This is a genomic window from Alteromonas naphthalenivorans (genome assembly GCF_000213655.1).
Classification (GTDB): domain Bacteria; phylum Pseudomonadota; class Gammaproteobacteria; order Enterobacterales; family Alteromonadaceae; genus Alteromonas; species Alteromonas naphthalenivorans.
Window position 1 is genome coordinate 2,102,592 of sequence record NC_015554.1, and the last position, 26,157, is coordinate 2,128,748.

Here is a 26,157-nt window from a genome sequence, read left to right on the forward strand (position 1 = left end):
CCTTAACGCAAATAAATATAAATAAGCATAATTAAACAAGGATAGTTGTATGAGCGATGATATGAACAACAGTAATCAAGCTAGTAATGAAACCGGAAGCGTTCAAGAGTATTGGGGGATGCCACTTAACACCTATTGCATGCTTATTCACCTTAGCCAGTTAACCAGTATTATAGTGCCTGGTTTAGGGTTTATCCTGCCTATCGTTATGTGGGCTGTGAATAAAGATAAGCACCAAGATATTGATATGCATGGAAAGGTCACCGTTAATTGGTTGATTAGCTTGTTCATTTACTCACTTATTTGTGGCGTGCTCACGTTAATTATTATTGGTATGTTCGGCTTAGTAATACTCGCCATACTGAACTTCATTTTTGCTATTGTTGCAGCAATAAAAGCCAACAAGGGCGAATTATGGGTTTACCCCCTGAGTATTACGTTTCTTAAATAACCACTCAAGTTGGTCAATTAACGTTATATATGAAAATTAAACATGACGACCTTAGCAGCGGCGATGTTATCGCCCTGCTAGAAGAGCACTTAAAAGACATGTATGCCACGTCTCCTCCAGAGAGCGTGCATGCTTTGGATGTTACAGCGTTAAAGTTACCTAACATTACGTTCTTTAGCGCATGGCAAAGTGATGTTCTAGCTGGCTGTGTCGCTATAAGAAAATTAAGCAGCACTGAAGCTGAATTGAAATCTATGCGAACTGTTGCAGCTTTTCGTAATAAAGGCGTAGCAACACAGTTACTCACCTATGTGATTGAATTCGCGATAGCAAATGGTTACCAAACGCTAAGCTTAGAAACGGGCACGCAAGGCTACTTCAACGCTGCTCGGCAACTATATGCCAAAAACGGATTTAAGGATTGCGAGCCTTTTGGCAATTATCAGCTTGATCCCAACAGCCACTTTATGACCAAACCGTTAGTTAACATTGACACATCCCCGTTATCCCCGCCAAAATGCTTTAATACTGGCTAACTGAAACGTCTGCATTTTGACCACGCTTTCGCTACACAACTATCAAGTAAAACTAGAAAACAACTTCACCACTCCTTCATTTACTTTTACCGTTAATCAAGGTGAGCATGTACTCATTGCTGGGCGAAACCGTGCAGGCAAATCTTTACTTATGGCGGCATTAGCTGGTCGTGGCAAGCCTTTAGCGGGTTCGCGCTCATGCAATGTGTCAGTTGCTGAAGTGAGCGTAGCGGTTCAGCAAGCGATTATTCTTGAAGAAAAACAAAAAGACAGTGCGGATCTGCTCGATATTGTGGCCGAGCCTACCCTGGTGCACGAGCTTTTAAGCGAAGCAAACGCTAATTATCAACAACACAGCGCGTACGAAGCCTTATCAACCGCCTTGCAGGTTGAACATTTACTTAATACGGCCTTTCTTTCACTGTCCACTGGTGAAACACGTAAAATCCTGATGTTACTAGCCTGGGTGAGCAATGCCGACGTAATTTTAATTGATGAACCTTTTGAAGGGCTAGATAAAGACGCACGGGTACGTTTCAACACCTTCTTAAGCCAACAAACTCAGTCCACCTTAGTGATTACCGCAAACACGGTGCGTGACGTGCCGAATATGGCATGTAAATTAGTCTTGGTTGAGGCATTAAAAATAGTATCGTCTAGCGACGACAGAATGGCTCCTGAAGCGCTGATTAATCATCTATCTTCATGGTTTAGCTTAAACACGGCTGAACCCACATTGCCACCTACCACTGAAATGTCTAAAACCTTTGCCAAAGATGCGCCCTTAATTGCGCTTCGAAATGGGTTTGTTAAGTACGATGACAATACCGTATTTAAAGATTTAGATTTTATGGTTTACCCCGGCCAGCATTGGCAAATATCTGGGCCCAATGGTTCGGGTAAAACCTGCTTGCTTACCATGATTACAGGCGATAACCCTCACTGCTACACCAATGATTTAACCTTATTTGGAATAAAGCGAGGGTCAGGGGAAAGCATATGGGATATCAAACAACACATTGGCATTATGTCGAACGCACTGCACATGCAGTACCGGGTAAATTGCAGCGCTCACAATGTAGTGACGTCTGGCTTCTACGATAGCATCGGGCTTTATACCACGCCGACCAACGCTGAAAATGCGATTGCCGATGCGTGGCTTGATGTTATAGGCTTTACCGATAACAAACACACACCGTTCAACAGCCTTTCTTTTGGTGAACAGCGTTTATTACTTATTGTGCGCGCCATGGTGAAGCACCCTGCGGTGTTAATACTTGATGAACCCTGCAATGGGTTAGATGATATTAATCGCACCAATGTGTTGGCACTGATAAAACGTTTAGCAGCTTCGAACCACACCACCCTGCTTTATGTTACTCATATAGCCGATGAAGCGATTAAGGGTATCGAAAACATGCTTGATATGCGAGATTACCAAGGATAGTTATCTTTACTGCATTCGATTCTCGTGAAACGATTTCCATGAAACGTTCTTAGTATGGCGTTGAGGATAAGGCTTTTGTGGATTCGGCTTACATAAAACGACTTACACGTTTATCAATGAAAAACCCAGCTTTTAGCTGGGTTTATTGTTTATTTCTTTTGACGTGCTGCTAGTTTTTCTAGCTGTTCATCACTGGCCGGTAGCTGGTGCTTTTCTTTCCACTCAGAATACGGCATTTTGTACACGACTTCTCGAGCAGCATCGTAATCGATGTCTTCACCTTGCTCTGCAGCAGCAGACGAATACCACTTGGCAAGACAGTTGCGACAGAAATCAGCCAGAATCATCAGGTCGATATTTTGTGCATCTTTGTTCGCGTCTAAATGATCGACCAAACGTCGAAACACAGCCGCTTCAATTTCGGTTTGCGTTTGCTTTTCCATGTTGCTCCTTTCTTTAAAAACAAAAAAGGGAGCTAAGCTCCCTTTTCTAATTTTTTATCTTTGTCTTAAATCTGCTTTTTGCCATAGTGATTAGGCGTAAGCCTAAGCTATAGCAAACTAGCAAATAAAAACCTTACTCTGCGTCGTCAGACTTAGGAGCAGGCTTTTCAAGTAACTCTTTAATGCTTAGACGTACGCGGTTTTGACGGTCAATTTCCATCACTTTCACGTCAATCATCGCACCTTCAGTAAGGTAGTCAGTTACTTTGTTAACACGCTCGTGAGCGATTTGAGAAATATGTACTAGGCCTTCTTTACCTGGTAATACTTCAACAAACGCACCGAAATCTACGATACGGGTAATCTTACCGTGGTAAGTTTTGCCCACTTCGATTTCAGCGGTAACTTGCTCAATCTTGCTGATAGCAATATCGGCTTTCGCACGCTCAGTTGCGAAGATTTTGATAGTACCATCATCTTCGATTTCGATGTTGGTATCAGATTCTTCAGTAATTGAACGAATCATTGCGCCGCCTTTACCGATAACGTCGCGGATCTTGTCCTGATCGACTTTAACAGTGTAAATGCGTGGAGCAAATTCGCTAAGCTCTTCGCGGTGACCGCCAATAGCTTCGTCCATTACATTAAGAATATGCAAACGTGCTTCTTTTGCCTGTTTAAGGGCAATTTGCATGATTTCTTTAGTAATACCTTCAATTTTGATATCCATCTGCAATGCAGTGATACCACCGGTAGTACCAGCAACTTTAAAGTCCATGTCACCAAGGTGATCTTCATCACCAAGGATGTCTGAAAGTACAACGAAGTTTTCGTCGCTTTTCACTAGACCCATTGCAATACCAGCAACTGAAGCTTTAATTGGTACACCTGCATCCATAAGCGCAAGTGAAGTACCACATACAGAGGCCATTGAAGATGAACCGTTTGATTCTGTAATTTCAGAAACGATACGTACTACGTACGGGAATTCTTCTTCGCTTGGCATTACTGCTTGAATACCGCGCTTCGCCAAACGACCGTGACCAATTTCACGACGCTTAGGAGAACCAATCATACCGGTTTCACCAACACAGTATGGAGGGAAGTTATAATGAAGCATGAAGCGGCTGTCACGACGGCCTTGAAGCTCGTCAATCATCTGCGCATCACGTTCTGTACCTAGCGTAGCAGCAACGATTGCTTGAGTTTCACCACGAGTGAAAACAGCAGAACCGTGAGTACGTGGTAAAATGCCCGTTGCAACGTCTAGTGCACGAATCATCTTAGGATCACGACCGTCGATACGAGGCTCGCCAGCAAGGATGCGTGAACGCACTACGTCAGACTCAAGATCATGAAGAAGGTTTGATACTTCTTTCTTATCTTGGGTCTCGTCTTCAGCAAGGATAGCATCACGTGCTTTTTCAGTTGCAGCAGTAACTGCGTCTTTACGCGCAAGCTTGTCAGAGATTTGGTAAGCAGCAACCATTTCAGCTTCAGCTAATGCTTTCACTTTATCTTTAAGGGTTGTGTTTTCTGCTTCTGGTTTCCAGTCCCACTTGTCGATACTAACGTTAGCAGCAAATTCTTTAACTGCTGTTACTACCGTTTGTAGTTGCTCGTGACCGAACATTACTGCACCAAGCATAACGTCTTCAGAAAGCACATCAGCTTCTGACTCAACCATTAATACCGCGCCTTCAGTACCAGCAACAACAAGATCTAGATCGCTGTCAGCTTGTTCTTCAACACGGGTATTTAGAATGTACTCACCGTCAGTGTAACCAACGCGCGCCGCACCAATTGGCCCATTAAATGGAATACCAGAAATGGCTAGTGCTGCAGAAGTACCAATCATTGAGATGATATCAGTTGGGATATCTGGGTTAGCAGACATTACCGTGATAACAACTTGTACTTCGTTTTTAAACCCTTCAGGGAATAATGGACGGATTGGACGGTCTATCAAACGCGCTGTAAGGGTTTCGCCTTCAGAAGGACGACCTTCGCGCTTGAAGAAACCACCAGGGATTTTACCCGCAGCATATGTTTTTTCTTGATAGTTTACTGTTAATGGAAAGAAATCTTGATCTGCTTTCGCTTCTTTCTTACCTACAACGGTAACTAATACAGCGGTGTCATCCATACTTGCCATGACGGCTGCTGTGGCCTGACGAGCGATAACGCCCGTTTCTAGTGTTACAGTATGCTGTCCATACTGAAATGATTTAGTAATAGGAGTCACTATTTGTCCTTTAATTTCAATCTTATTTATCGCTTATAATCGCGGTGCATAGTATAGCGATGAACTAACGCTAATACCATTAACAAATTTTCTATTCGTAGAATTCGTTGCGGTTTGTGTCTATTTCGTCCACATCACGTATTCACTGTGATTAACCCACTACTCAATGTAGTTCACATTGAACAAATAGGCGCACAAATACTCACCGCTACGTAAATATCACCATAACCAGATGAAATTTGTATGAATACGGTCAAATTGTATGTATTTTCATCATAATGACATAAAACCTCGTATGCTATAACTAAACCTACACGGTGCGCTAAGGGGAACGTAATGCTAGTACTTAGACTAAATAAAGCTGGCATGCCACAGGAATGGATCCATGTTGAGCAAGCTGCAAAACTCTATTGTCAGGAAAAGGTATTATTCGAATTAGGCAGTGATGCTATTACGCTAAAAGGTGGCTGGGATCATGACGGCCATCAAAGTCAGTTAACCTTATCAAGTATCATTGCTTGCGATGGCAAAGTCACAGATTTAAGCGGAAAAATAGCGTTAACCAATCGATATCTGTTTAGGCGTGATAATTATTTGTGCCTCTATTGCGGCCAACGCTTCTCACCTAGCCTGTTAACCCGCGATCATATTATTCCACGTTCGCGAGGTGGCAAAGATAGCTGGACTAATGTGGCAACGTCTTGTCAGCGCTGCAACCATGCTAAAGCGGCCAAAACCCCTGAGGAGGCCGGCATGCCCTTGCTTGCTGTCCCTTTTAGGCCAAACGTGTATGAGAGGTTTTATTTGGTCAACCGACGAATATTGGCTGACCAAATGGCATTCTTAAAAGGCCACTTTACAGATAAACGAGAATGGCAATTAAACGGTTTCCCCTAGCGATTGAGAGGTAGACGAAGTGTTCGGCGGACAAGCACTTTTTTCTAACGCCTCAAACCACAGGCTTAACCAATCTGAACACATTTTGTGTTCAAGTTCGTGTGCCTCTGCGGTAGGGCAAAACAAACTGACTTTTACGACTACCTTAGCCAGCTCATTGGTTTTAATTTCAACTTCAGGGTCTATTTGAATGAAGTCTTGTTCTAAGTGACGCTCAATAAGGCCTTTGTATCGTTCTGCTACATCACGAAAGTAGTCACAGTGAGCATGGGCACTGGCCCTAAATGCCGGTAACAAGCTGTAGGCATTTACCGTCGGCTCATTCACAATATTAAAAGAGTGCAATTTATAACGACGTAAGAAGTTTAAATTACGCACTGTCTGAGTAACTAACTGGCTATTAGGCACATATACGTGCTTACCGGTATAATTGAAGGTTTCAGGGTCAACTTCTAATAAGGCGGTTTTTGCCCAATCCATTTCTACCACTTCCCCGATGACGTTATTCATCTGGATCCAATCCCCTACCCTAAATGGCCGTGCGCCTAGGTAGTAAATGAAGCCCATAAAGCATTGAATAAATTCGCGGGTAGCTAACACAATAGCCACCATGAAAGCGGCAATTGAAATGGCAAGGTTCTGAATTTCAGATGACCACACCATCATCAGCAGCACAATAATGAATGCATTACCTAAGGCGTGTTGATCTTTCGTGATTGGTTTTTGAGCAGCATGGTAAAGAGTTATAATTTGCTTCGCCAAAAGTAAAAGAACAACTCACTACCATGCCGAGACTAATGCTAACTGATAAGCGGTGGCAAAAGCTACTTCAAGTAATGAAGAGTACAGGCCGCATTTACAATAAACCAGAACATAGAATGACGTTTGAAGGGATACTCTTCCGGCTGAGAACAGGAATTCCTTGGCGTGATTTACCAACAGAATTCGGCGGTTGGAGCGCCGTTTATCGCCGATTCAATTTATGGTCGAAGAAAGGTTTATTGAATATGTTATTCAATGAGTTAGCCAAACTGGCTGATTACGACTGGGTCTTTGCTGATGGTTCGATTGTCAAAGCTCATCAGCATAGTGCCGGAGCAGCTACTAAGGATAATGAGTGCATTGGAAAAAGCCGAGGTGGTAACTCCACAAAAATTCATTTAGCCGTGGATAGTGGTGGGCTTCCAATTTATTTTGAACTATCAGAAGGCCAGAGAAATGATATAGCTCGGGCTCAAAGTCTGGTTGACCATTTAAGGGAAGTAAACATTTTCGTAGGTGACAAAGGCTACGATAGTGACGCATTAAGAGAATATATTGAAGCCAAAGGAGGTATCTCCGTCATACCGAAACGGAACTATGGCCAAGATATAGACAAAGGCAGCGTTGATTGGTGCCTCTATAAATATCGCCACCTAGTTGAAAACGCCTTTGCTCGAATAAAGCATTATCGTTCAATATCAACGAGGTATGAAAAGTTAGCAAGGAATTATGCCAGCATGGTATCACTGGCATTTTCGATGATGTGGCTACCCATGTACTGCTGAGTGAAATATATGCAGCAAAGATCAACAGGCCCTAGCTGCTCTAAAATATTAATCTGGTTACGTCGATCTTCCCCTTTGCGCGAGCTCCGACGCTTAATAAGGCGAAGGGTGCCCTTCTTGAAAAAGTGGAGTAATACCACTAAAAAGAGCGAGGCCAATAGCTTGTAATCCAACACAAATTGAACAAAGTTATGCCACATTTGTGTTGGGTCTATCGCTATTTCCATGTAGATGCTCCAGTTAACCATTTGATAGAAAATAAAAAAGCGCTGTAAATACAGCGCCTTTATTATGAAGCATGCTATTGATGGGCACAATGCCGACCAGTGGGATTATTCCCATACAAAGGCCGGGATTTTATGCTTAAATTGAACGAAGCTATTTCGTGTTAGTTTTCTAGTCGCTTATTCGCGAATTTGACCAACACCATTCACTAGGTATTTTTCAGACGTAAGCGATTCTAATCCCATTGGCCCATAGGCATGAAGCTTAGTAGTCGCGATACCAATTTCAGCACCTAAACCAAGTTGGCTGCCATCAGAGAAACGTGAAGATGCGTTTACCATTACTACACTGGCGTCTACGGCACGCTGAAATTTCTTAGCGCTATCTTCGTTTTCTGTGCAGATAACTTCAGTATGGTTACTACCAAAGTCAGCAATATGAGAAATGGCACCTGCGAAATCATCCACTACACGAATGGCAATTTCTAAACCTAAGTACTCTTCGCCGTAAGCGTCTTCGCTAATAACGTCAGCGTTGTTAAAGTACTGAGCGCCTTTTTCATTGACATGCACTGTTACCTTATGTTGCTCAAACGCTTCGGCAACGCGAGGTAAGAAGTCGCCCGCAATAGCTTGATGTACTACCAAACCTTCTAACGCATTACATACGCCAGTACGTTGCGTCTTACCATTTAGCAAGATAGCCAACGCTTTATCTAAATCAGCGTCTTTATCTACATATAAATGACATACCCCTTTAAAATGCTGTATCACAGGCACTTTAGAATGTTCGGTCACATAGTTAATTAGCCCTTCACCGCCACGTGGAATAATAACGTCAATGTAGTCGCGTTGTTCCATCAGCTCTTGCATAAGCGCACGATCTGGATTTGGCACTACAGTAACCAATGCTCTAGGTAAATTGTGTTTTTCAAGTACATCTTGCATAAGCCCAGCGATGGCTAAGCTAGTGTCCAGTGCCTCTTTACCACCACGTAAAATAACACCGTTACCCGATTTGAAACACAGTGCGCCAGCGTCGGCAGTTACATTAGGGCGTGCTTCATAAATCATGCATACAACACCTAATGGAATACGCATCTTTTTAATTTCAATGCCGTTTGGACGGGTGCCAATAACGCGCTCACGGCCCACAGGATCGTCTAGACTAATAATGACTTCAATGCCTTCTGCCATAGATTCAATGCGGGCATCGTCCAAAATCAAGCGGTCAATCATGGCATCGTCTAGGTTGTTTTCCTTTGCGCGCGCCACTTCTTTTTCATTAACCGCTTTAATCGTGCCTTTATTTCCACGAATAGCCGCAGCCATATCTTTTAACACCGCGTTCTTCTCAGCTTCATCTAAGATGGCAAGTGTTTGTGCTGCTTGTTTCGCTTGTTTTGCTAATTCTGTAATAATGCTCATTCTTTCTCCAAATTTGCTACATGCTGATCAGAAATGATAGGGCCAGTCTTATCTTCAAATTCACTGGCGAAGTCATCGTTTTCCTGATTCGCGATAAAATTTAGTAAACAGCTACTGTAGTTTGATTTCGCTTTAACAAGCTTAGTTCCATCAGCTTTGCGTACCAAAATGGTATCGCCCACTGAGAACTCGCCTTTCACATCAACTATCTCGCTGCTGGTAAGTTGTTCACTGTCGTTTTCAAGCGAGGAATCAAAGTCTCCCTCAACTATCACTTCGCCCTGCGCGTTCGAGGTGTGGCGCATCCAATGCACGTTTTCCAGCATGGGTTTGTCGTAAGGACTAAAGTGCGTACCTGGGTTTTCACCTGCAAGTAGCATATTAAATGACAGCTCGGTAAAGCCGTTAATAATATATGTATCTATCCCATGCGAAACTGCTTTTTCTGCCGCTTCAATTTTTGTGCGCATACCACCGGTGCCAACACCACCTTCCGCCGCGCCACCCGCCATGGCATAAATACTTGCGTCTATGGTATCCACTGTTTTAAGCAACTCAGCATCATCGTGATCATGAGGGTTTTTGTTATATAAACCGTCAATGTCAGAACAAATAATGAGTGCATCTGCGTCAGCAGCTGCAGCGACCATAGCAGACAAGTTATCGTTATCACCCACTTTTAGTTTATCGGTCGTTACCGTATCGTTTTCGTTAACGATAGGTAGAACATTATGCTCTAATAAACTAAAAATGGTTTCCCGAATACTAACGTATCGCTCCCTATCACGCAGGTCAGCATGGGTTAACAACATTTGTGCAGATGGGAAGTCAAATAATCTGTCCCAGGTCGCAATCATTTCTGTCTGCCCTGCTGCTGCCATTGCCTTTTTCACAGCAATATTCGATTTCTCGTGATCCGGGAACAAATGTGCTCCAGCGGCGACTGAACCTGAAGACACTAACACTACCTGTGTTCCATTTGCCCGACAACGCACGATGAACTGGGCAATACTTAACAAGTAGTGGCTGCTGCACCCTTGCTTGTTTGGCGAGATTAGTGCACTGCCTACTTTAATGACCACGCGTTTCCAATTGGGATGACTCATAATATTTCATTCACCTTAAGATTGTTGATCTGCTAATTGCTGGTTAGTTGCTTTAAATAAGCGCTGAACATTCTCAGACGGCGCAACACCTGCGCGCGATACCAACCAAAGGGTTGCGGTGCTTACCGCAAAACCAGGAATAATTTCATAAATAACACTGCTTAACGTTTTACCGTCAGCTAAAACGGGGGCGTATATCCAAAACAGTACAGTTACTGCACCACTGATAATGCCAGCCAATGCCGCATTCTGAGTTAAATCCCTTTTGTATAAACTAAACAGTACCAATGGGCCAAATGCGGCGCCAAAGCCAGCCCATGCATTACTCACTAACGAAAGAATAGAGTTTGACGAGTCCATCGCCAGTAGCAATGCCACAACGGCAACGCCCGCTACGCCAACTCTTCCGATGGTCACTGTTTCTTTTTCGCTGATGTCTTTTTTTGCCACCACCCGATAGATGTCTTCGGTTAAAGAGCTAGCCGAAACCAACAGCTGTGACGAAATAGTACTCATGATGGCAGCTAAAATAGCAGCCATCAAAAAGCCACTAATGAGAGGATGAAATAGCAACTGAGAAAAAACGATGAAAATAGTCTCAGCATCTTCCACTCTCAAATTGAATTGATTTGCATACGCTATTCCAACAAAACCCGTTGCTAGTGCCCCAAGTATAGTCACTAGCATCCAAGACATACCAATATTTCGTGCGGTGCTTACCGATTTAACATCGCGAATAGCCATAAAGCGCACAATGATGTGAGGTTGACCAAAGTAGCCAAGGCCCCATCCAAGGCTTGAAAGCAAGCCCACAAGAGTAAGTGCGCCCCATGACTCAGTAAAATTAGGCACTGATTCATACGCAGCAGCCGTCATTTGGTTTATATTGTTGAACTCGGTAAAGGCCACAACTGGAACAAGCACAAGGGCAATAAACATAATGCAACCTTGCACAAAATCAGTAAGGCTAACGGCTAGGAACCCACCCAGTAAGGTGTATGAAACCACCACGCCTAGCGTGATAAACAGTCCAAGCTGATAATCAACTGAGAATGCGCTTTCAAAAAGCTTTCCGCCGGCTACAAGCCCTGCAGAGGTATATAAAGTAAAAAATAAGACAATGATGACAGCTGAAACGATGCGTACGTTTGCTTTAGGGTTGTCGAAGCGCTTTGCGAAGAACTCCGGCACGGTTAAGGAATCATCCGCGACTTCGGTGTAAACACGAAGCTTAGGTGCAACCAATATATAATTTGCTAATGCCCCTGCGACAAGACCAATAGCAATATAAACTGCGTCGAACCCGGTTAAGAACATTGCCCCTGGCAATCCCATTAACATCCAACCTGACATATCAGAAGCGCCCGCTGATAGTGCAGTAACTTGAGGGCTAACTTTCCTACCACCTAAAATGTAACCCGAAATATCACTGGTAGATTGACGATATGCAAAAAGACCTATACCCAACATCGCCAGAAAATAAATTGCCAGCGATATATAACTTTCAATTGGCATAATGTGAGATTGCTCTCCTATGTTAGTTAAAATCACATCATTCAGATGTTCGAAGGACATTGCATTCCGTCGAAATGCTATACAAGATTTGAAAGCTTGAATAACACGCATCATTTGTTTCCAAATTTAGTCTTAAGCCAAACCCAGAATCAAACATTTAAATTGAACAATAATGATTAGAGCTCTAATTATATAAGCATCACTGCTGTGATTTCAAGTTTAAATAGTAGCCAATTTGTTATGAGGTCTATTTGCTGCGTGAATATAGCCCAAAAGGTTTCACATACATTACCTCTTTCAAAATCTCATACAAACCACTGACTAAAATAGAGTTTACTGCATCTATCCGGTTCCGTGAAACGCAACATTTTGTACTCTACGTCGTTCAACCAGCACACTATTAGCATCAATAGAAACATTTATTATTAAAAGTTAATCCAATTGTCACTCAGATGAAATAATCGACAACAAAAGCTTTTCAGTGCTTAAATCTCGTTCAATAGGATCGCAAAGTTCCTCATTAGCCTGCTCGAGTGTCTTTAATAAATTCTCAAACGTATTTTTCTCATCAAACACAGAATATAACTTCGGGTGAATGTAATACTGCCTGCAAACAGAAGGGGTATTTCCCAGCATTTTTGACACATGTGAACTCAACGAGTTAGGCCATTTACGGTTACGCCCTTCTCGCAAATACCTATCAACCTCTGGAAAGCTTTGCAGTGCAAATCGACTGGCTGCCCAAGTTCGAAAATCTTTGCAGCTAAAGTTGTCGCCTAAATGCTCGTGAATAAAGGCATTGACGTCTTCACTATGAATATCACACCACGAGCCGTCAGCTAACTGATATCGAAATAAGCTGTAACCCTGAAGCTGCGTACATTCACACACTAGGGATGCTAATAAAGGATCGTCGATAGTAATGGTGCGTCGCTTGCTGTGCTTACCAGAATATTCAAGAGACACCTTTTCCAGCGTTGCTTCTTGAACATGTTTACGACGAAGCGTAGTTAAGCCATAGGTGTTATTTTCTTTACTATACTGAGCGTTGCCTATTCTCACGCCGGTATAATCTAACAACAGACACACCAAGGCTGATGCTCGCTCTATTGTCCACTGCTCGCCATTAACGAGTGTCCTACAATATTCTCGAAACTCAGGTACCTTTTGTCCGAAAACCGCCAGACGTTTGAATTTTTCTGCTTGCTGCTGTTTATGCCAATCAGGATGATAGAGATATTGTTTTCGCCCTTTAGCATCTAGGCCAATAGCTTGAATACTTGCCTTAGGGTTGCGACTAATAGTGACACTTTTCCAGTTAGGGGGGATGGCAAGGGATTTGATTCTGCGCAGCACGCGCTGCCCTTCTACCTTTCGACCGCTGGTATAACGATAATAGACACCTTTACCACAAGGGATCCGCTTAATGGTGAGGTGTGGATGAGGCATATCCCTTTCAACGACTTGCCCTATAGTCACGTGAACTCCCTTTTAGAATTATGTGTACCGCAAACTTACATCAAGGCTGCTTGGTAGTATGGCAACTTATTAATGCCATTTTAAATGCTGAAGGAAGATGCAAGTTATGTGCATGTTGACGTGCCAGCCAAAAACTATGACTTATTGCAAGGAAATTGATTCGATTAAAAAATATTTTCTATCAATTACATTAAGTTAGCGATTAGATTTTACTTTTGACAAATCATTTGCCGTCTTCAAAATGCTAAGCAGTAAAACGTTTTGATAAAAACAGATTTACAGACTGAGACAAATTTTCATACTGTGAGTAAATATGAAACATAGTGAAAATGTTATCTTTAGACCTAGGGTCAGTTTTATCGACATGAAGTTAAGTTAACCTTATTAAAAAAGCAATATTAACGTTACAATTCAATACGTTAGGTTAAAACAGAGCGCTTCGAAAGCATGTAGACCAAAGTATTGCCCGCCAGCGGAACGCATTTTGAATGGTTATGAATGAATATTTGTAAATTCGCTTAATAGTTTTGAATTTACCCGCCTTTGGCAAAAACGTTGAAGGGTACCGCACAGGTATAAATTGACCGGATTTATTGGAGAAGTTATGCAAACTGCTAATCATGAAAATCTTCGCGCATCTCTAGCGCCAAAGGACCAAATTCAAGTTGCTGCCATATTTGAAGACAAATTGACGGCAAAAAAAACCATTCAACAACTGGCAAATTCAACTGACGTCAGTACTGATCAAGTTGCCTTTATCGACGCAAGCGACACTGCAATGAGCGAGAAGTTAGAACAAGAAAGTAAAAGTATAGGTAAAAACTTATGGCACTCTCACCTAATGCTTGGTGGTGTAGGTTTACTTGTAGGCATGCTAGCAGCATTTCTTTTGGTTTCGTTTGGCCCTGAACTGACAAAACAAAACCCACTATTTACCTATATCGCATTGATAAGCCCAGGTATCTTTACCGGTTTGTTCGTAGCAGGCTTAGTTGGTCTTCGTCCAGACCGTTCAGAGATAGTGCAAGCGGTAAGGCATGCTATTAGAAGGAATCATGTGGCTGTGGTTATTAACTTGAAAAAGAGTCAATCAGCGTCTGACATTTCATCGTTTTTACATTCGCGAAGCAAGAATGTGGTTGAAGCAATACGCTAACACCGCTTTACAGCTGCTTAAGAACTGCTCAAATCGAAAGTAGCAGCCAACTCCCTTTAATCACAGACTAAGGGAGTGGCTATGTTTAATGGTCTTGGCTCAATTCATGGTGAGCCGTTAATTTTTTCGCCAATAAAAAGCACGCTGGAAATACTGCACCCCATACAACAGCTAAGATTAACCCCGTAACTAGGGGGGAATACCCAAAGGTGACAGCACCAAACTTTTGCCCACCGAAATAACTGAGCGGGGCGAAGACTGCACCGCCAAACATTGCAAGTAATGGCTTATCAGCAAACTCACTTAAGCTATGCTGAATCGACCCTCCTAATGCGGCCCACAGACACACAAGCCAAATAGGTATTATCAAATGAGATGCGCCACCGCTGAACCAAGCACCACGCTCAAAGCCAAATACCCCTGTCACCATCAAAAGTGAGTCCACCAGAGTACCTAGCAACAGCACTGCTATCATTATTTTACTATCTGACTTTCGCAACGGTGAATAAATAAGCCAGGCAATCAGTAAACCTAAAACCAAGAAAGTGCTTTGGTATAGAACCACTAACCACCAAATGGTTTGAAACCATAAAAAGTTTACTAATTTGATAATGAAACTGTTCGACATTGCATTCGCCCGTTTATGAATATACTGACTGATGTGGAAAATCTGATGGAACCTTTACGCCGCTATCTATGACCCAGTTCACTTATAAAGATTAAACAAAACGTAATTTTTAACTATTATTTTCATTCTACCTTCATAGATGCTCATTAGTAATAAACAAAATTGGCGGAACCACTGTATAAATAAACTGAATGTTTGAACAAAGGAAATGTGAACAGTATGAAGATGGTTAAATATTATGTACTCGGCGCAATTTTAGCATTAGTGCTAACTTGGTTTAGCCCAATACTATGGCTCTCTGTTATCTTTGCTTGGATCAGTTTTTCGCTGATTGCAGTTAGTAGCGCCTACTTGCTTAATTACCCTGCATTGTTCAGAAAACGCGAAGATGGTTCAATCCCTATTTATATTCGTTGGATATTCGTTCCATTTTTAATGGGAAGCTGGTTATACAACGAGTATGCAAGGCGTACCGACAAGGTTCCCCCTTTTCAAAAAATTGATGAGCAACTTTATTTAGGTTGTCGCATGTCTTCACAACATGTAGATATGCTGAAAAACAACAATATTAACGCTATTTTAGACGTTACTGCCGAATTCGATGGATTAGACTGGACCGCCTATCAATTAGATTTTGATTATTTGAACATCCCTGTTCTTGATCATACCAGCCCCACTCAAGAACAACTAACCCTTGCAATTAACTGGTTAGATCAACAGCTCGTTGAAGGTAAGAATGTAGTTGTGCATTGTGCACTAGGTAGAGGCCGCTCTGTATTAGTGCTAGCCGCCTATCTACTGGCCAGGGATCCTTCCCTATCCATTCTAGATGCGATGGATAAAATTCAATCGGTTCGTTCAACAGCAAGGCTAAACAAACATCAATTGGCAGCTCTGGAAAAAATAAAGAATGGTGGGAGCTTGTCATTAACTAAACGTCTTACCCTTATTGCCAACCCCGTTGCAGGAGGGGGTAAATGGGAAGTTGAAAAGGCTGATATTCTGGCACGACTTAACGAAAAGTTTAAAGTTACCGTTAAAGAAACAACCGAAGAAATAAACGGCGAAGTCTTGGCTAAAGAAGCCTTAGGCGATGGGGCACAAATTATCGTAGCTTGTGGTGGCGACGGTACCATAACGGAGGTGGCCAATGCCCTTACCGATAAGAATGTCACTTTAGGGGTAATTCCCCTTGGTACGGCCAATGCCCTTTGTCAGGTACTCCATGGTTATGCCAGTAAAATTGTTCCTATCAGTACAGCGTGTGACGTCATTATTGACGGTAAAACCGCAGATATCGATACTGCCCAGTGTAATGGCCGAATGATGTTGCTGGTTGCTGCGGTGGGATTTGAAGAGCATATGATATCTGCTGCGGGACGGGGTGAGAAAGACTCTGGCGGACAATTTGCCTACCTTAAAGGGCTTTGGGAAGCCATAGGAAAAAATGACAACCTTAATTTTCAGGTAAAATTTGATGATGAAGAATCTCAGCATTTGGAAACGCCAAGCTTAGTCATCGCTAATGCCGCACCACTTACCACCGCACTCGCGCAAGGCGGAAATTTACCCGATGTGACTGATGGTAAATTAGATATTACTTGGCTAACCCCACAAGATTCATCCGACCGACAATTACTTTCTTTGGCTGAGCTAGTGTTTGGACCTGAAGAATATAAAACCAGTTCAGACAGTATTAGGCACAAACAAACCCCTTCGATATCTCTTTATTTCGACGAAGAAGTATCTTATGCAGTTGATGGTGAGATTTTCAGCGCTAGTGAAATTAGTATCACTACACACCCTGCAAGTTTACGAGTATTAACTGGAATCGACCACACGCAAAACAATAGTTAATCCCCAGCGCAATAGCGTTAGGTAAAGATTACCGTAAACGCTATGTAAGAAATGCATTATTTAAGCGGTTCCTTATGTATTGAAATAATAAGTAACCGCTAAAATCAGCATTTACAATGACTTAGTGAACTCAATATAGTGGAACACTTCTCGCATTCTTTATTGTGCTTTTACGCCACCTATTCAGTACAACTAGTTGAGGGATTACCGATGAAAATTTTTGAAGCACTACGCCAAGATCATGAGAAGCAACGATTGTTACTTAAAATACTCGCTGAGACCAGCGGAGACACCGCTGCTCGCCGTGAATACTACCAAGAGTTGAAAGATCAGCTTGAAAGTCATGCAGTGGCGGAGGAACGTCATTTTTATTCTCCGCTGCTTAAAAAAGATGAAGCGGTAGATTTAACCCGCCATGGTATTGCAGAGCATCACGAGATTGATGAGCTTATCGAAAAATTGGATGAGACCAAAATGGACTCACCCGGGTGGCTACGTCACTTAAAATCTCTTCAAGAAAAAGTTGAGCATCACCTTGCTGACGAAGAGCAAGAGTTTTTTCAAGTTGCTGGCCGACTTCTTAACGATTCTCAAAAGAGTAAACTTGCCGACGCTTACCAAGAAGAAATGGCAAAAGAACTCGCGCCTCACTAGGCGCGCGTTTCACATAAATCTTACTGATACAAAAAAGGCCAGTCATAGACTGGCCTTTCTTTTCATGCTTGGTTTACTAAAAATTAGTAAAATTAACTATCGTTTAGCAATAATGTACACGGCGTGGATAACACCAGGGAAATAACCAAACAATGTTAGAAGGATGTTTATCCAAAACTGAGCGCCAATACCAACTTGTAAGAACACACCTAGAGGAGGCAGTAAAATTGAAAGTATAATGCGAATAATGTCCATAATAATATCCTTGTTTTTGAAGTAATTTCACAGTTTACCCACTCTAACGGCAATATCTTACGTTTTTAAGCAGGCTTTGTTTTTATAATGCATATATACTGCCAACAATAAGGAATTTAACGGTTCCCGTCTATTCGCCTAAAGGTGAATTCTCTAACCACTCTTCTAGCGCATCCTTCGCTAATGGTCGGCTAATGAAGTAACCTTGTGCAATATCACAGCCCCATTCTTTCAAAATATTGAGCGACATCTCGTCTTCTACCCCTTCAGCTACCACTTTTAAGTCGAAAGCAGTGGCTAATCCCAGCACGGTATGCACTATTTGTTTATCGTTATCATCGGTTGCTAACGATAATATAAAGCTTTTATCAATTTTGATTGTATCGACAGGCAGGTTCTTCAAATAGGCAAGCGAAGAGTAACCAGTGCCAAAGTCGTCAATAGCAAAGTGAAAACCCCTGCTCGTTAACGCGTTTAAGTTTTCAATAGCAAGCGACGCATCGGCCACCAAATCACTCTCTGTGATTTCTAGCTCTAGGGCATCTGGAGAAAGGGCTGCGTCGGTAAGTATAGAAACCAATTTATCGAGTAACGGCTTATTTTGAATATCTTGAGTGGATAAATTCATCGCAACCGTAAAGCCATAACCTTTCTGCCTAAAGTACGACAAATCAGCAATGGTTCGTTGCATAACCCATGTCGTGACTTGTTCAATTAGGCCTGCCTGTTCAGCAATAGTAATAAACTCATCTGGTGGTACGAAGCCAAGTGTTTCGTTGTTCCACCTGATTAGCGCCTCCATGCTGCATACTTTCATCGTGCTGAGATCAATTTTAGGTTGATACACCATTGAAAGCTCGCTTTGATTGCTAGCAAGCGCCCGCTTAAGCTCGGTAGTAATGGTCAAACGCCTAACGTACTTAGCCTCAAGTTCGGGGCGATAATGCACACACCATGCATTTGAGTGAATAGCTTCGTCGGTAACAATATTAACTTTACGAAATAGTTCTTCTGAGTTGGTGGCATCCTGAGGGCAAGACACCACGGCCATCGCCACTTTGACAGGGATGGAGATTAGGTTACTCTCGACGGGCTGCTCTAAAATGTGTTTCAACGTTTCGAGTTGGTTTTCATCTAACGCTGTATCGGTAATATAGAGAATTTCTCCCCCCGCTAAACGTGCAGATGTGCCAGGCCAACGAAGCAAACGCGTAGCAAGTGCCTTAAGCGTGTTGTCCCCGTTAGAATACCCATAAAGGTCGTTAGTGGTTCTAAAACCTATAATGGTAATAGCAACAACCTGCAAATTTTCATTTTCAGACATCTTTCCATCAAAGTAGCCTTCAACATAATTTCGATTAAACAAGCCAGTAAGCACGTCATGTTGCGCTTGATACCTAATATGCTTTTCTCGATGTTGAATGCTCTCTTGCATGCTATCAACTGCCGTAGCGAGCTCACTAATTTCACGTAACTTTGAAGGTTTATCTAGTGTCGCGCCGTACTCACCGCCTGCTACCCGATTCACTGCTTTTACAAGGTTAGAAACAGAACTGCTGACATTTCGAGCCAATAGCATTGAGAACCCTAACGCCACTAAAACTGCAATTAGGGTTAACACCAAAATACTTAATTGGATATTAGTAAACGCCTGAAAAGCCTCTGACACGTCCACAGCTATAGTAATGCGTACAGGAAGCTCCGACACCGACAGTAAGCTAACTTCACGGCTTATGTAGGTGTTTTTCTGCTTGAACGTTACATCGACCCAAGACGGTGTGGGGTCACTTGTTAACACTGATTCTACTTGCTCTGGTGAGAGCGTTGATGCAATCGGCGTATTGTCACTCATATTGGTGATAATAATTTCAGCATCAACAAGATTTCTTAGTTCTTGTAATAATGTTTCATCAAACTCCACACCAATGATCATGTAATAACGTAATGTCGGAATTTCTACTTTATAGAGATTCAACTGAATTAATGAGTCATCAATGAGGAAAAAACCATTTTCGTAGCCTTTTGCAACCAAAGCGGTGCTGGCTTCTAAGGTTTCACCCGGTTTAAATAAGGCACTATGAGAAGCAACAATGGTGTGATCTAAATTCACTAATGCAATCACATCTGAATTAATTCGCGATGCATAACTTTCTAATGCAGTTTGTATAGAGGGTAAATCTGAGGTCCCCACTGCTTGGCGAAAATCGTAAGACCGAAGGAGTACGTTGGAGACGCTTTTAATGATAGCTTGGCGATCTTCAATTAGCCTATGCAGCACCTTTTCGGTAACAGCAATATCTTGACTAATATTTTGTTTAACTAAGTTGTTGGCTGACTTCCACACCCCTGCAACAATGAGGAGTGAGGCTATAAAAATCCCGCCAAGAAGCGTTCTAAAAAGACTTTGTCGAAGTGATATTTGCAACCTACCGCTCCCAGCGCGCCGATCTATACATAATACGTGTATTCACTTTTTCTAATTGAGTTAGTAGCATAGCCCAATTACCGCAATACTTATAGTCGCGAGGTTGTCGTAATTCTTCATTTTATAACGGATTAGAAACAAAAAAACCGGCTAAAAGCCGGTTTTTAAAGTTGGTGCGGAAAGCGGGACTTGAACCCGCACGAGCTATGCTCACCACCCCCTCAAGATGGCGTGTCTACCAATTCCACCACTTCCGCAAAAATCTTAGTTAGGTACGTCTGAATCGTCAGATTTAGGTACGTCTTCCTCAGTAATTTCAGCCTGAGGAGCCTCAGCGTTAGGAGCGTCATCCATTGGGATATCATTCGACGTTGCTGCGTCTTCTACAGGCGTATCCATAACTGGAACATCCATATCAGCTGGCGCTTGAACCGGCGCTTCAACAGCCGCTGGTACTTCTAAATTATCCCACTCGTCTTCTGCACTTTCGCGGTTCGCTGTCATCGCGCCTAAAGTAAGGCTGATGAAGAAAAACAAACCAGCAAGAATAGCGGTAGTGCGAGTCATGAAGTTACCAGAACCACCTGAACCGAAAACCGTGTTTGAGCCGCCGCTACCAAAAGAAGCGCCCATATCTGCACCTTTACCCTGTTGAATAAGAACAAAACCAATCAACAGCAATGCAACAATTAAATATGCTACCAGTAGCACTTCGTAAACCATAATTACCTCGTCAGTTTGCCGCTTGGCAAATTGAAATAAAATCTTCTGTCTTTAAGCTGGCGCCACCAATGAGGCCACCATCTACGTCTTGTTGTGCAAACAATGTTTTAGCATTATCTGCTTTAACACTGCCGCCATATAAAATTCGTAACCCTTGAGCAAGCTCTGCGTCTACTTTTGCAAAGTATCCACGAATAAATTCATGTACATCTTGCGCTTGTTCAGGTGAAGCAGTCTTTCCAGTACCTATGGCCCAAACAGGCTCGTAAGCAAGTACCGATTTAGAAAGCTCTTCAACGGTTAAACCGTTAACTAATGCATCAAGTTGTTCGCCAATGAAAGACTCAACCTGACCACTTTCTCTAATATCAAGCGACTCACCCACACAAATAATTGGGGTTAATCCACTCGCAATTGATTTCTTTGCTTTTTCGGCCACTAAGCTATTGCTTTCACCGTGGTCGTCTCTTCTCTCTGAGTGCCCTACTATGGCGTACTTACAACCAAGTTCACACAGCATGTCAGCAGAAAGGTCACCCGTGTGAGCGCCATTATCAAGATGACTCACATCTTGTCCACCCAGCGCAAAAGCTTGGGTAGAAAATGCTGAAAGATATAAAGCAGGAGGACAAATAACTACATCAACATTATCAACCGCATTATTCTCAAATGCATCGTTGAACGCAGTGACGAGAGAACGATTACCGTTCATTTTCCAATTGCCCGCTACCAGCGGCTTTCTTTTATTGTTATTCACAATGCAGACCTTAGCCCTGTCTTAAAGCGGGCGTGATATTAACGATTTCAGTAAAAATATACAAGTATAAAACGCAAAATTAGTAGTTCTGCCAACTAATTGGCGACTTTACGAACAGTTTCAGCAATATGCTCTGCCCACTTGGAAGAATGCCCTTCATTATCAGACTCTACCATAACGCGAATAAGAGGTTCAGTTCCGCTTTTACGTAGTAGTACGCGGCCTTTCTTACCTAATGCTGCCTCTGCTTCTTGTTTAGCACCTTGCACATCAGCGTGGGCTAGATAATCTTGACTAGCATCTTGATAACGCACGTTGACTAAGCACTGAGGATACATATCAAAGCCACTACTTAAATCATGTAAATCTAAGTCTGAGCGTAACATTGCAGCAAGAACTTGTAAGCCAGCAATAATGCCGTCACCGGTAGAAGACGTTGCTAAATTCAAAATATGACCCGAGTTTTCGCCACCAATTGCCCAGCCTTTTTGCTGAAGCATTTCCATTACATAGCGATCCCCTACTTTGCTTCGTGCAAAAGGAACACCTAACTTACTAAAGGCGATTTCTAATCCAAGGTTACTCATTAAGGTGCCTACGACACCGCCTTGCATACGACCATTTTTAAGCGCATCGCGGGCAATCATATAAACAATTTGGTCGCCATCTATCACATTGCCTAAATGATCAACCATCATAATACGGTCGCCGTCACCATCTAGGGCAAACCCAAGATGCGCGTTGGTTTCTTTTACTTTCTCAACTATCGCGTCCATCGATGTGGCGCCAACACCTTCATTGATATTTAAACCATTTGGCGCGGTACCTATTTCAACAACCGTAGCACCAAGTTCACGCAGTACATTAGGCGCAATGTGGTAAGTAGCACCGTGGGCGCAATCTACGACTATTTTTAAACCGGTAAGAGATAAATCAGACGGAAAGCTACCTTTACAAAATTCTATATAGCGGCCAGCGGCATCATTAATTCTGGTCGCCTTTCCCAACTTATCCGAAGCAACGCATGTCATTGGTTTATCAAGCATGTCTTCTATCGCCAACTCGATATCATCGTCTAGCTTGAAACCGTCTGCTGAGAAGAACTTAATCCCATTATCGTAATAAGGATTATGTGAAGCGCTGATCACAATACCGGCTTCTGAACGAAATGTTTTCGTTAAGTAAGCGATAGCAGGCGTGGGCATGGGGCCTAGTAACCCACTATCAATACCCGCTGCTGATAAGCCAGCTTCTAATGAAGACTCTAGCATGTAGCCAGATATACGAGTGTCTTTGCCAATAAGTACTTTATTGGTGCCTCGTCCAGCAAGTACTTTCCCTGCTGCCCAACCAAGCTTAATAACAAATTCGGGATTAATATTACTTTCGCCCACTTTCCCGCGTATGCCATCAGTGCCGAAATATTTGCGCTGCCCCATGAAGGTTCCTTATTCTATTGTTGTTAGCATATTAACAATGTTAACTGCGTCCGCTGTTTCTTGTACATCGTGAACGCGGATAATATGCGCACCTTGCTGTGCTGCAATTGTAGCGAGGGTAATACTTCCCGCCAAGCGTTCATCTACATTTCTATTTAACAAATTGCCAATCATTGATTTACGAGACATACCTACTAGCACCGGATAGCCCAGCGTTATTATGCTTGGGAGGTGTTTAACCAGTGCGTAATTATGTTCCAGGGTTTTGCCAAATCCATAGCCGGGGTCGAACAAAATTTGCTCTTTTTTAATGCCAGCTGCAATGCAATCTGATGCTCTTGCTAATAAGAATTGTTTAACGTCAGCCACCACGTCTTTGTAATGAGGCTGCTGCTGCATATCTTTAGGCTGGCCTTGCATATGCATTAAACACACTGGCACATTCGCATTAGCCGCTGCCGATAATGCACCGGGTTCCTGTAAAGCTCTTACATCATTAATGAGCCCAGCCCCAGCGTTAACCGCTTGCGTCATGACCTCAGCTTTACTGGTATCTACTGAAATAATACAATCGGTATTAGCGCGCAATGCCTCAATTACCGGAATAACCCGGTCTAGTTCTTCATCAAGTGAAACGGCTGCAGCACCTGGTCGAGTCGACTCACCGCCTACATCTATTAACGTAGCACCTTGAGATAGCATCTTTTCAGCATGTTTTACCGCATTCTCAAGAAGCGCGTGTTTGCCACCGTCAGAAAAGGAGTCGGGGGTGACGTTTAAGATGCCCATCACCTGTGGGCGGGATAAGTCTAGTGTGTTGGAAGAAAACTGCATTTACTTACTCTTACAATCAATTAGCCAGCTGGGCGTGGTATCGATCATTAAAAAATTATCACTGCACAAATAAAAAACGCCAGAAATACTGGCGTTTTATTAACTTTATATCAATTTCTAGCTAGGTAAGTCACCTGGTTTACCAACAGACGGCTTATCAACACCATCGTTAGTAATTTCGCCTTCGCGAGTAGGTTTACCACCGCTAGGCTTATCACCATCAGAAGGACGACGATCATCCCAATCTGCAGGAGGACGAACTTCGCGACGTTCCATCAAATCATCAACTTGCTTCGCGTCGATAGTCTCGTACTTCATTAACGCATCTTTCATGGCTTCCAGAATATCCGCGTTATCTTTTAAGATCTTTTCAGCTCGTGCGTAGTTGCGATTGATGATGTCTTTAACTTCTTCATCAATTGCTAAAGCAGTCTGGTTTGACATTCTGATTGAGCTAGATGAAGAACGACCTAAGAACACCTCGCCTTCTTCTTCTGCGTATAGCAATGGCCCCATCTTGCTCGACAAGCCCCATTGCGTCACCATTTTTCGCGCAATATCAGAGGCGCGCTCAATATCGTTTGAAGCGCCAGTAGTTACGCCAGCTTCGCCAAGGGTCATTTCTTCAGCAATACGTCCACCATACAAACTAGAAATCATACTTTCTAAATGCTGTTTACTGTGGCTGTACTTGTCTTGTTCTGGAAGATACATAGTGACACCCAGCGCACGCCCACGAGGAATAATAGAAACCTTGTAAACAGGATCGTGTTCTGGAACCAAGCGACCAACAATTGCATGCCCTGCTTCGTGGTAAGCCGTGTTGGTCTTTTCTTCCTCAGTCATCACCATAGACTTACGCTCAGAGCCCATCATGATCTTATCTTTCGCTTTCTCAAACTCTTCCATCGCCACTAGACGTTTATTACCACGTGCAGCGAATAAAGCAGCTTCGTTAACTAAGTTAGCTAAGTCAGCACCAGAGAAACCTGGCGTACCACGAGCAATAACACTTGGTTCAACGTTATCGGACACAGGTACTTTGCGCATATGAACTTTAAGAATCTGTTCACGACCACGGATGTCAGGTAAACCAACAACCACTTGACGGTCAAAACGACCTGGACGTAACAATGCAGGGTCTAACACATCGGGACGGTTAGTCGCGGCAATAACAATAATGCCTTCATGACCTTCAAAACCATCCATCTCAACAAGCATCTGGTTTAGCGTTTGTTCACGTTCATCATGACCACCACCTAAACCTGCGCCACGCTGACGACCTACCGCATCAATTTCATCGATGAAAATAATACAAGGCGCTGCTTTTTTCGCTTGCTCGAACATGTCACGAACACGCGATGCACCAACACCCACAAACATTTCCACGAAATCTGAACCTGAAATGGTAAAGAACGGTACTTTGGCTTCACCAGCAATTGCTTTTGCAAGCAAGGTTTTACCCGTTCCAGGAGGACCAACCATCAGAACGCCTTTAGGAATTTTACCGCCTAATTTTTGGAACTTAGATGGGTCGCGTAAGAAGTCTACCAGTTCAGTCACATCTTCTTTTGCTTCGTCACAACCTGCAACATCAGCAAATGTCGTTTTAATTTGGTCTTCACCTAAAAGGCGAGCTTTGCTTTTGCCGAAAGACATAGCGCCGCGACCACCGCCACCTTGCATTTGACGCATGAAGAAAATCCATACACCAATAAGCAGAAGCATTGGGAACCAAGAAATGAAAATAGATGTGAGAAATGATTGTTCTTCTGGCGGCTCACCGTAAACGCGCACATCGTTTTTAACCAAGTCAGAAACTAACTTGTCATCAAAATATGGTACGTACGTTTGAAATGTTTCGCCTGAACGTCGGGTACCACGAATTTCGCCGCTATTATCAATGCGAACTTCACGGATGTTACCCTGCTCAGCTTCTCTTAAAAAAGTTGTGTAGTCGGTCTGTGTTTTCGACGATTCACCAGGTGAAAAGCTCTGAAATACAGACATCAACACAACGGCGATAACCAACCATAAGATTAAATTTTTTGCCATATCGCTCAATGCTACTAACCTCTAAAAATCCGAAAGAATATACTTGTGAAAGATAA

General features: G+C 42.8%; 24 protein-coding genes and 1 tRNA gene. 8 read left to right on the top strand and 17 right to left on the bottom strand.

Annotation, left to right across the window (positions count from 1 at the left end):
• Nucleotides 1-49: 49 nt before the first annotated feature.
• Genes AMBT_RS09165 through AMBT_RS09175 form a run of 3 tightly spaced genes read left to right on the top strand, consistent with a single transcriptional unit; the run spans nt 50 to nt 2,434 of the window.
• Nucleotides 50-451 carry a DUF4870 domain-containing protein gene (locus AMBT_RS09165; RefSeq protein WP_013784338.1) on the top strand — a complete coding sequence of 134 codons (402 nt, stop codon included), beginning with the start codon at nt 50-52 and terminating at the stop codon, nt 449-451.
• Between the two features lie 29 nt (nt 452-480).
• Nucleotides 481-987 (top strand): GNAT family N-acetyltransferase, encoded by a 507-nt coding sequence (locus AMBT_RS09170; RefSeq protein WP_013784339.1) that lies wholly within the window; start codon nt 481-483, stop codon nt 985-987.
• Between the two features lie 16 nt (nt 988-1,003).
• Nucleotides 1,004-2,434 (top strand): ATP-binding cassette domain-containing protein, encoded by a 1,431-nt coding sequence (locus tag AMBT_RS09175; protein ID WP_013784340.1) that lies wholly within the window; start codon nt 1,004-1,006, stop codon nt 2,432-2,434.
• A 149-nt stretch (nt 2,435-2,583) separates the two neighbouring features.
• Here AMBT_RS09175 and AMBT_RS09180 read toward each other — a convergent pair whose 3' ends face one another.
• Together AMBT_RS09180 and pnp are read right to left on the bottom strand one after the other, a co-directional pair.
• Entirely contained in the window at nt 2,584-2,877 is a 294-nt protein-coding gene (locus AMBT_RS09180; protein ID WP_013784341.1) for a DUF1244 domain-containing protein, read from the bottom strand.
• A gap of 133 nt (nt 2,878-3,010) precedes the next feature.
• Nucleotides 3,011-5,122, bottom strand: coding sequence for a polyribonucleotide nucleotidyltransferase (pnp, locus tag AMBT_RS09185; RefSeq protein WP_013784342.1), 2,112 nt, complete (start codon nt 5,120-5,122; stop codon nt 3,011-3,013).
• A 336-nt stretch (nt 5,123-5,458) separates the two neighbouring features.
• Between pnp and AMBT_RS09190 the strand changes: the two genes are divergently transcribed.
• Complete coding sequence (locus AMBT_RS09190; protein WP_013784343.1) at nt 5,459-6,019, top strand: HNH endonuclease; 561 nt, start codon at nt 5,459-5,461, stop codon at nt 6,017-6,019.
• Here the strand turns inward: AMBT_RS09190 and AMBT_RS09195 are convergent.
• Nucleotides 6,002-6,769 carry a mechanosensitive ion channel family protein gene (locus tag AMBT_RS09195; protein ID WP_417874137.1) on the bottom strand — a complete coding sequence of 256 codons (768 nt, stop codon included), beginning with the start codon at nt 6,767-6,769 and terminating at the stop codon, nt 6,002-6,004. The two genes, AMBT_RS09190 and AMBT_RS09195, sit on opposite strands and share 18 nt — an antisense overlap.
• 35 nt (nt 6,770-6,804) lie before the next feature.
• Between AMBT_RS09195 and AMBT_RS09200 the strand changes: the two genes are divergently transcribed.
• Complete coding sequence (locus tag AMBT_RS09200) at nt 6,805-7,566, top strand: IS5 family transposase (protein ID WP_013783868.1); 762 nt, start codon at nt 6,805-6,807, stop codon at nt 7,564-7,566.
• On the opposite strand, the gene AMBT_RS22430 is transcribed toward AMBT_RS09200, so the two are convergent.
• From AMBT_RS22430 to AMBT_RS09220, 5 genes are all read right to left on the bottom strand, one after another.
• Nucleotides 7,509-7,793, bottom strand: coding sequence for a hypothetical protein (locus AMBT_RS22430; protein WP_193352900.1), 285 nt, complete (start codon nt 7,791-7,793; stop codon nt 7,509-7,511). The two genes, AMBT_RS09200 and AMBT_RS22430, sit on opposite strands and share 58 nt — an antisense overlap.
• Before the next feature lie 177 nt (nt 7,794-7,970).
• Complete coding sequence (locus tag AMBT_RS09205; RefSeq protein WP_013784345.1) at nt 7,971-9,218, bottom strand: glutamate-5-semialdehyde dehydrogenase; 1,248 nt, start codon at nt 9,216-9,218, stop codon at nt 7,971-7,973.
• A complete protein-coding gene (gene proB / locus AMBT_RS09210) occupies nt 9,215-10,324 on the bottom strand; it encodes a glutamate 5-kinase (RefSeq protein WP_013784346.1) in 1,110 nt (369 codons plus the stop codon). The genes AMBT_RS09205 and proB overlap by 4 nt, the downstream gene beginning before the upstream one ends.
• 15 nt (nt 10,325-10,339) lie before the next feature.
• The gene (putP, locus tag AMBT_RS09215) at nt 10,340-11,839 is read right to left on the bottom strand and encodes a sodium/proline symporter PutP (protein ID WP_041452895.1); all 1,500 of its coding nucleotides are present in this window, start codon (nt 11,837-11,839) and stop codon (nt 10,340-10,342) included.
• A 444-nt stretch (nt 11,840-12,283) separates the two neighbouring features.
• Nucleotides 12,284-13,318 carry a DNA topoisomerase IB gene (locus tag AMBT_RS09220; RefSeq protein ID WP_013784348.1) on the bottom strand — a complete coding sequence of 345 codons (1,035 nt, stop codon included), beginning with the start codon at nt 13,316-13,318 and terminating at the stop codon, nt 12,284-12,286.
• A 604-nt stretch (nt 13,319-13,922) separates the two neighbouring features.
• Between AMBT_RS09220 and AMBT_RS09225 the strand changes: the two genes are divergently transcribed.
• Complete coding sequence (locus AMBT_RS09225; RefSeq protein ID WP_013784349.1) at nt 13,923-14,474, top strand: hypothetical protein; 552 nt, start codon at nt 13,923-13,925, stop codon at nt 14,472-14,474.
• Between the two features lie 85 nt (nt 14,475-14,559).
• Here the strand turns inward: AMBT_RS09225 and AMBT_RS09230 are convergent, their stop codons facing one another.
• A complete protein-coding gene (locus AMBT_RS09230) occupies nt 14,560-15,102 on the bottom strand; it encodes a DUF2878 domain-containing protein (RefSeq protein ID WP_013784350.1) in 543 nt (180 codons plus the stop codon).
• 219 nt (nt 15,103-15,321) lie between these two features.
• Here AMBT_RS09230 and AMBT_RS09235 point away from each other — a divergent pair, with 219 nt between their 5' ends.
• A complete protein-coding gene (locus AMBT_RS09235; RefSeq protein WP_013784351.1) occupies nt 15,322-16,959 on the top strand; it encodes a diacylglycerol kinase family protein in 1,638 nt (545 codons plus the stop codon).
• Nucleotides 16,960-17,169: 210 nt separating this feature from the next.
• Nucleotides 17,170-17,613 (top strand): hemerythrin domain-containing protein, encoded by a 444-nt coding sequence (locus AMBT_RS09240; protein ID WP_013784352.1) that lies wholly within the window; start codon nt 17,170-17,172, stop codon nt 17,611-17,613.
• Between the two features lie 96 nt (nt 17,614-17,709).
• Here AMBT_RS09240 and AMBT_RS22180 read toward each other — a convergent pair whose 3' ends face one another.
• The 8 genes from AMBT_RS22180 to ftsH form a co-directional block, all read right to left on the bottom strand.
• Nucleotides 17,710-17,868, bottom strand: coding sequence for a YqaE/Pmp3 family membrane protein (locus AMBT_RS22180; RefSeq protein WP_013784353.1), 159 nt, complete (start codon nt 17,866-17,868; stop codon nt 17,710-17,712).
• Nucleotides 17,869-17,998: 130 nt separating this feature from the next.
• Nucleotides 17,999-20,293: a bifunctional diguanylate cyclase/phosphodiesterase gene (locus tag AMBT_RS09250; protein ID WP_013784354.1), complete on the bottom strand. Its 2,295-nt coding sequence runs from the start codon at nt 20,291-20,293 to the stop codon at nt 17,999-18,001.
• 171 nt (nt 20,294-20,464) lie between these two features.
• Nucleotides 20,465-20,550: transfer RNA gene (locus AMBT_RS09255), tRNA-Leu, on the bottom strand.
• A 7-nt stretch (nt 20,551-20,557) separates the two neighbouring features.
• Entirely contained in the window at nt 20,558-21,016 is a 459-nt protein-coding gene (gene secG, locus AMBT_RS09260; RefSeq protein ID WP_013784355.1) for a preprotein translocase subunit SecG, read from the bottom strand.
• A gap of 10 nt (nt 21,017-21,026) precedes the next feature.
• A complete protein-coding gene (tpiA, locus tag AMBT_RS09265) occupies nt 21,027-21,773 on the bottom strand; it encodes a triose-phosphate isomerase (RefSeq protein ID WP_013784356.1) in 747 nt (248 codons plus the stop codon).
• Nucleotides 21,774-21,868: 95 nt separating this feature from the next.
• The gene (gene glmM, locus AMBT_RS09270) at nt 21,869-23,212 is read right to left on the bottom strand and encodes a phosphoglucosamine mutase (protein WP_013784357.1); all 1,344 of its coding nucleotides are present in this window, start codon (nt 23,210-23,212) and stop codon (nt 21,869-21,871) included.
• A gap of 9 nt (nt 23,213-23,221) precedes the next feature.
• On the bottom strand, nt 23,222-24,046 hold the full coding sequence (folP, locus tag AMBT_RS09275; protein WP_013784358.1) for a dihydropteroate synthase: 825 nt from the start codon (nt 24,044-24,046) through the stop codon (nt 23,222-23,224).
• A 117-nt stretch (nt 24,047-24,163) separates the two neighbouring features.
• The gene (ftsH, locus tag AMBT_RS09280; RefSeq protein WP_041452537.1) at nt 24,164-26,110 is read right to left on the bottom strand and encodes an ATP-dependent zinc metalloprotease FtsH; all 1,947 of its coding nucleotides are present in this window, start codon (nt 26,108-26,110) and stop codon (nt 24,164-24,166) included.
• Nucleotides 26,111-26,157 lie beyond the last annotated feature (47 nt).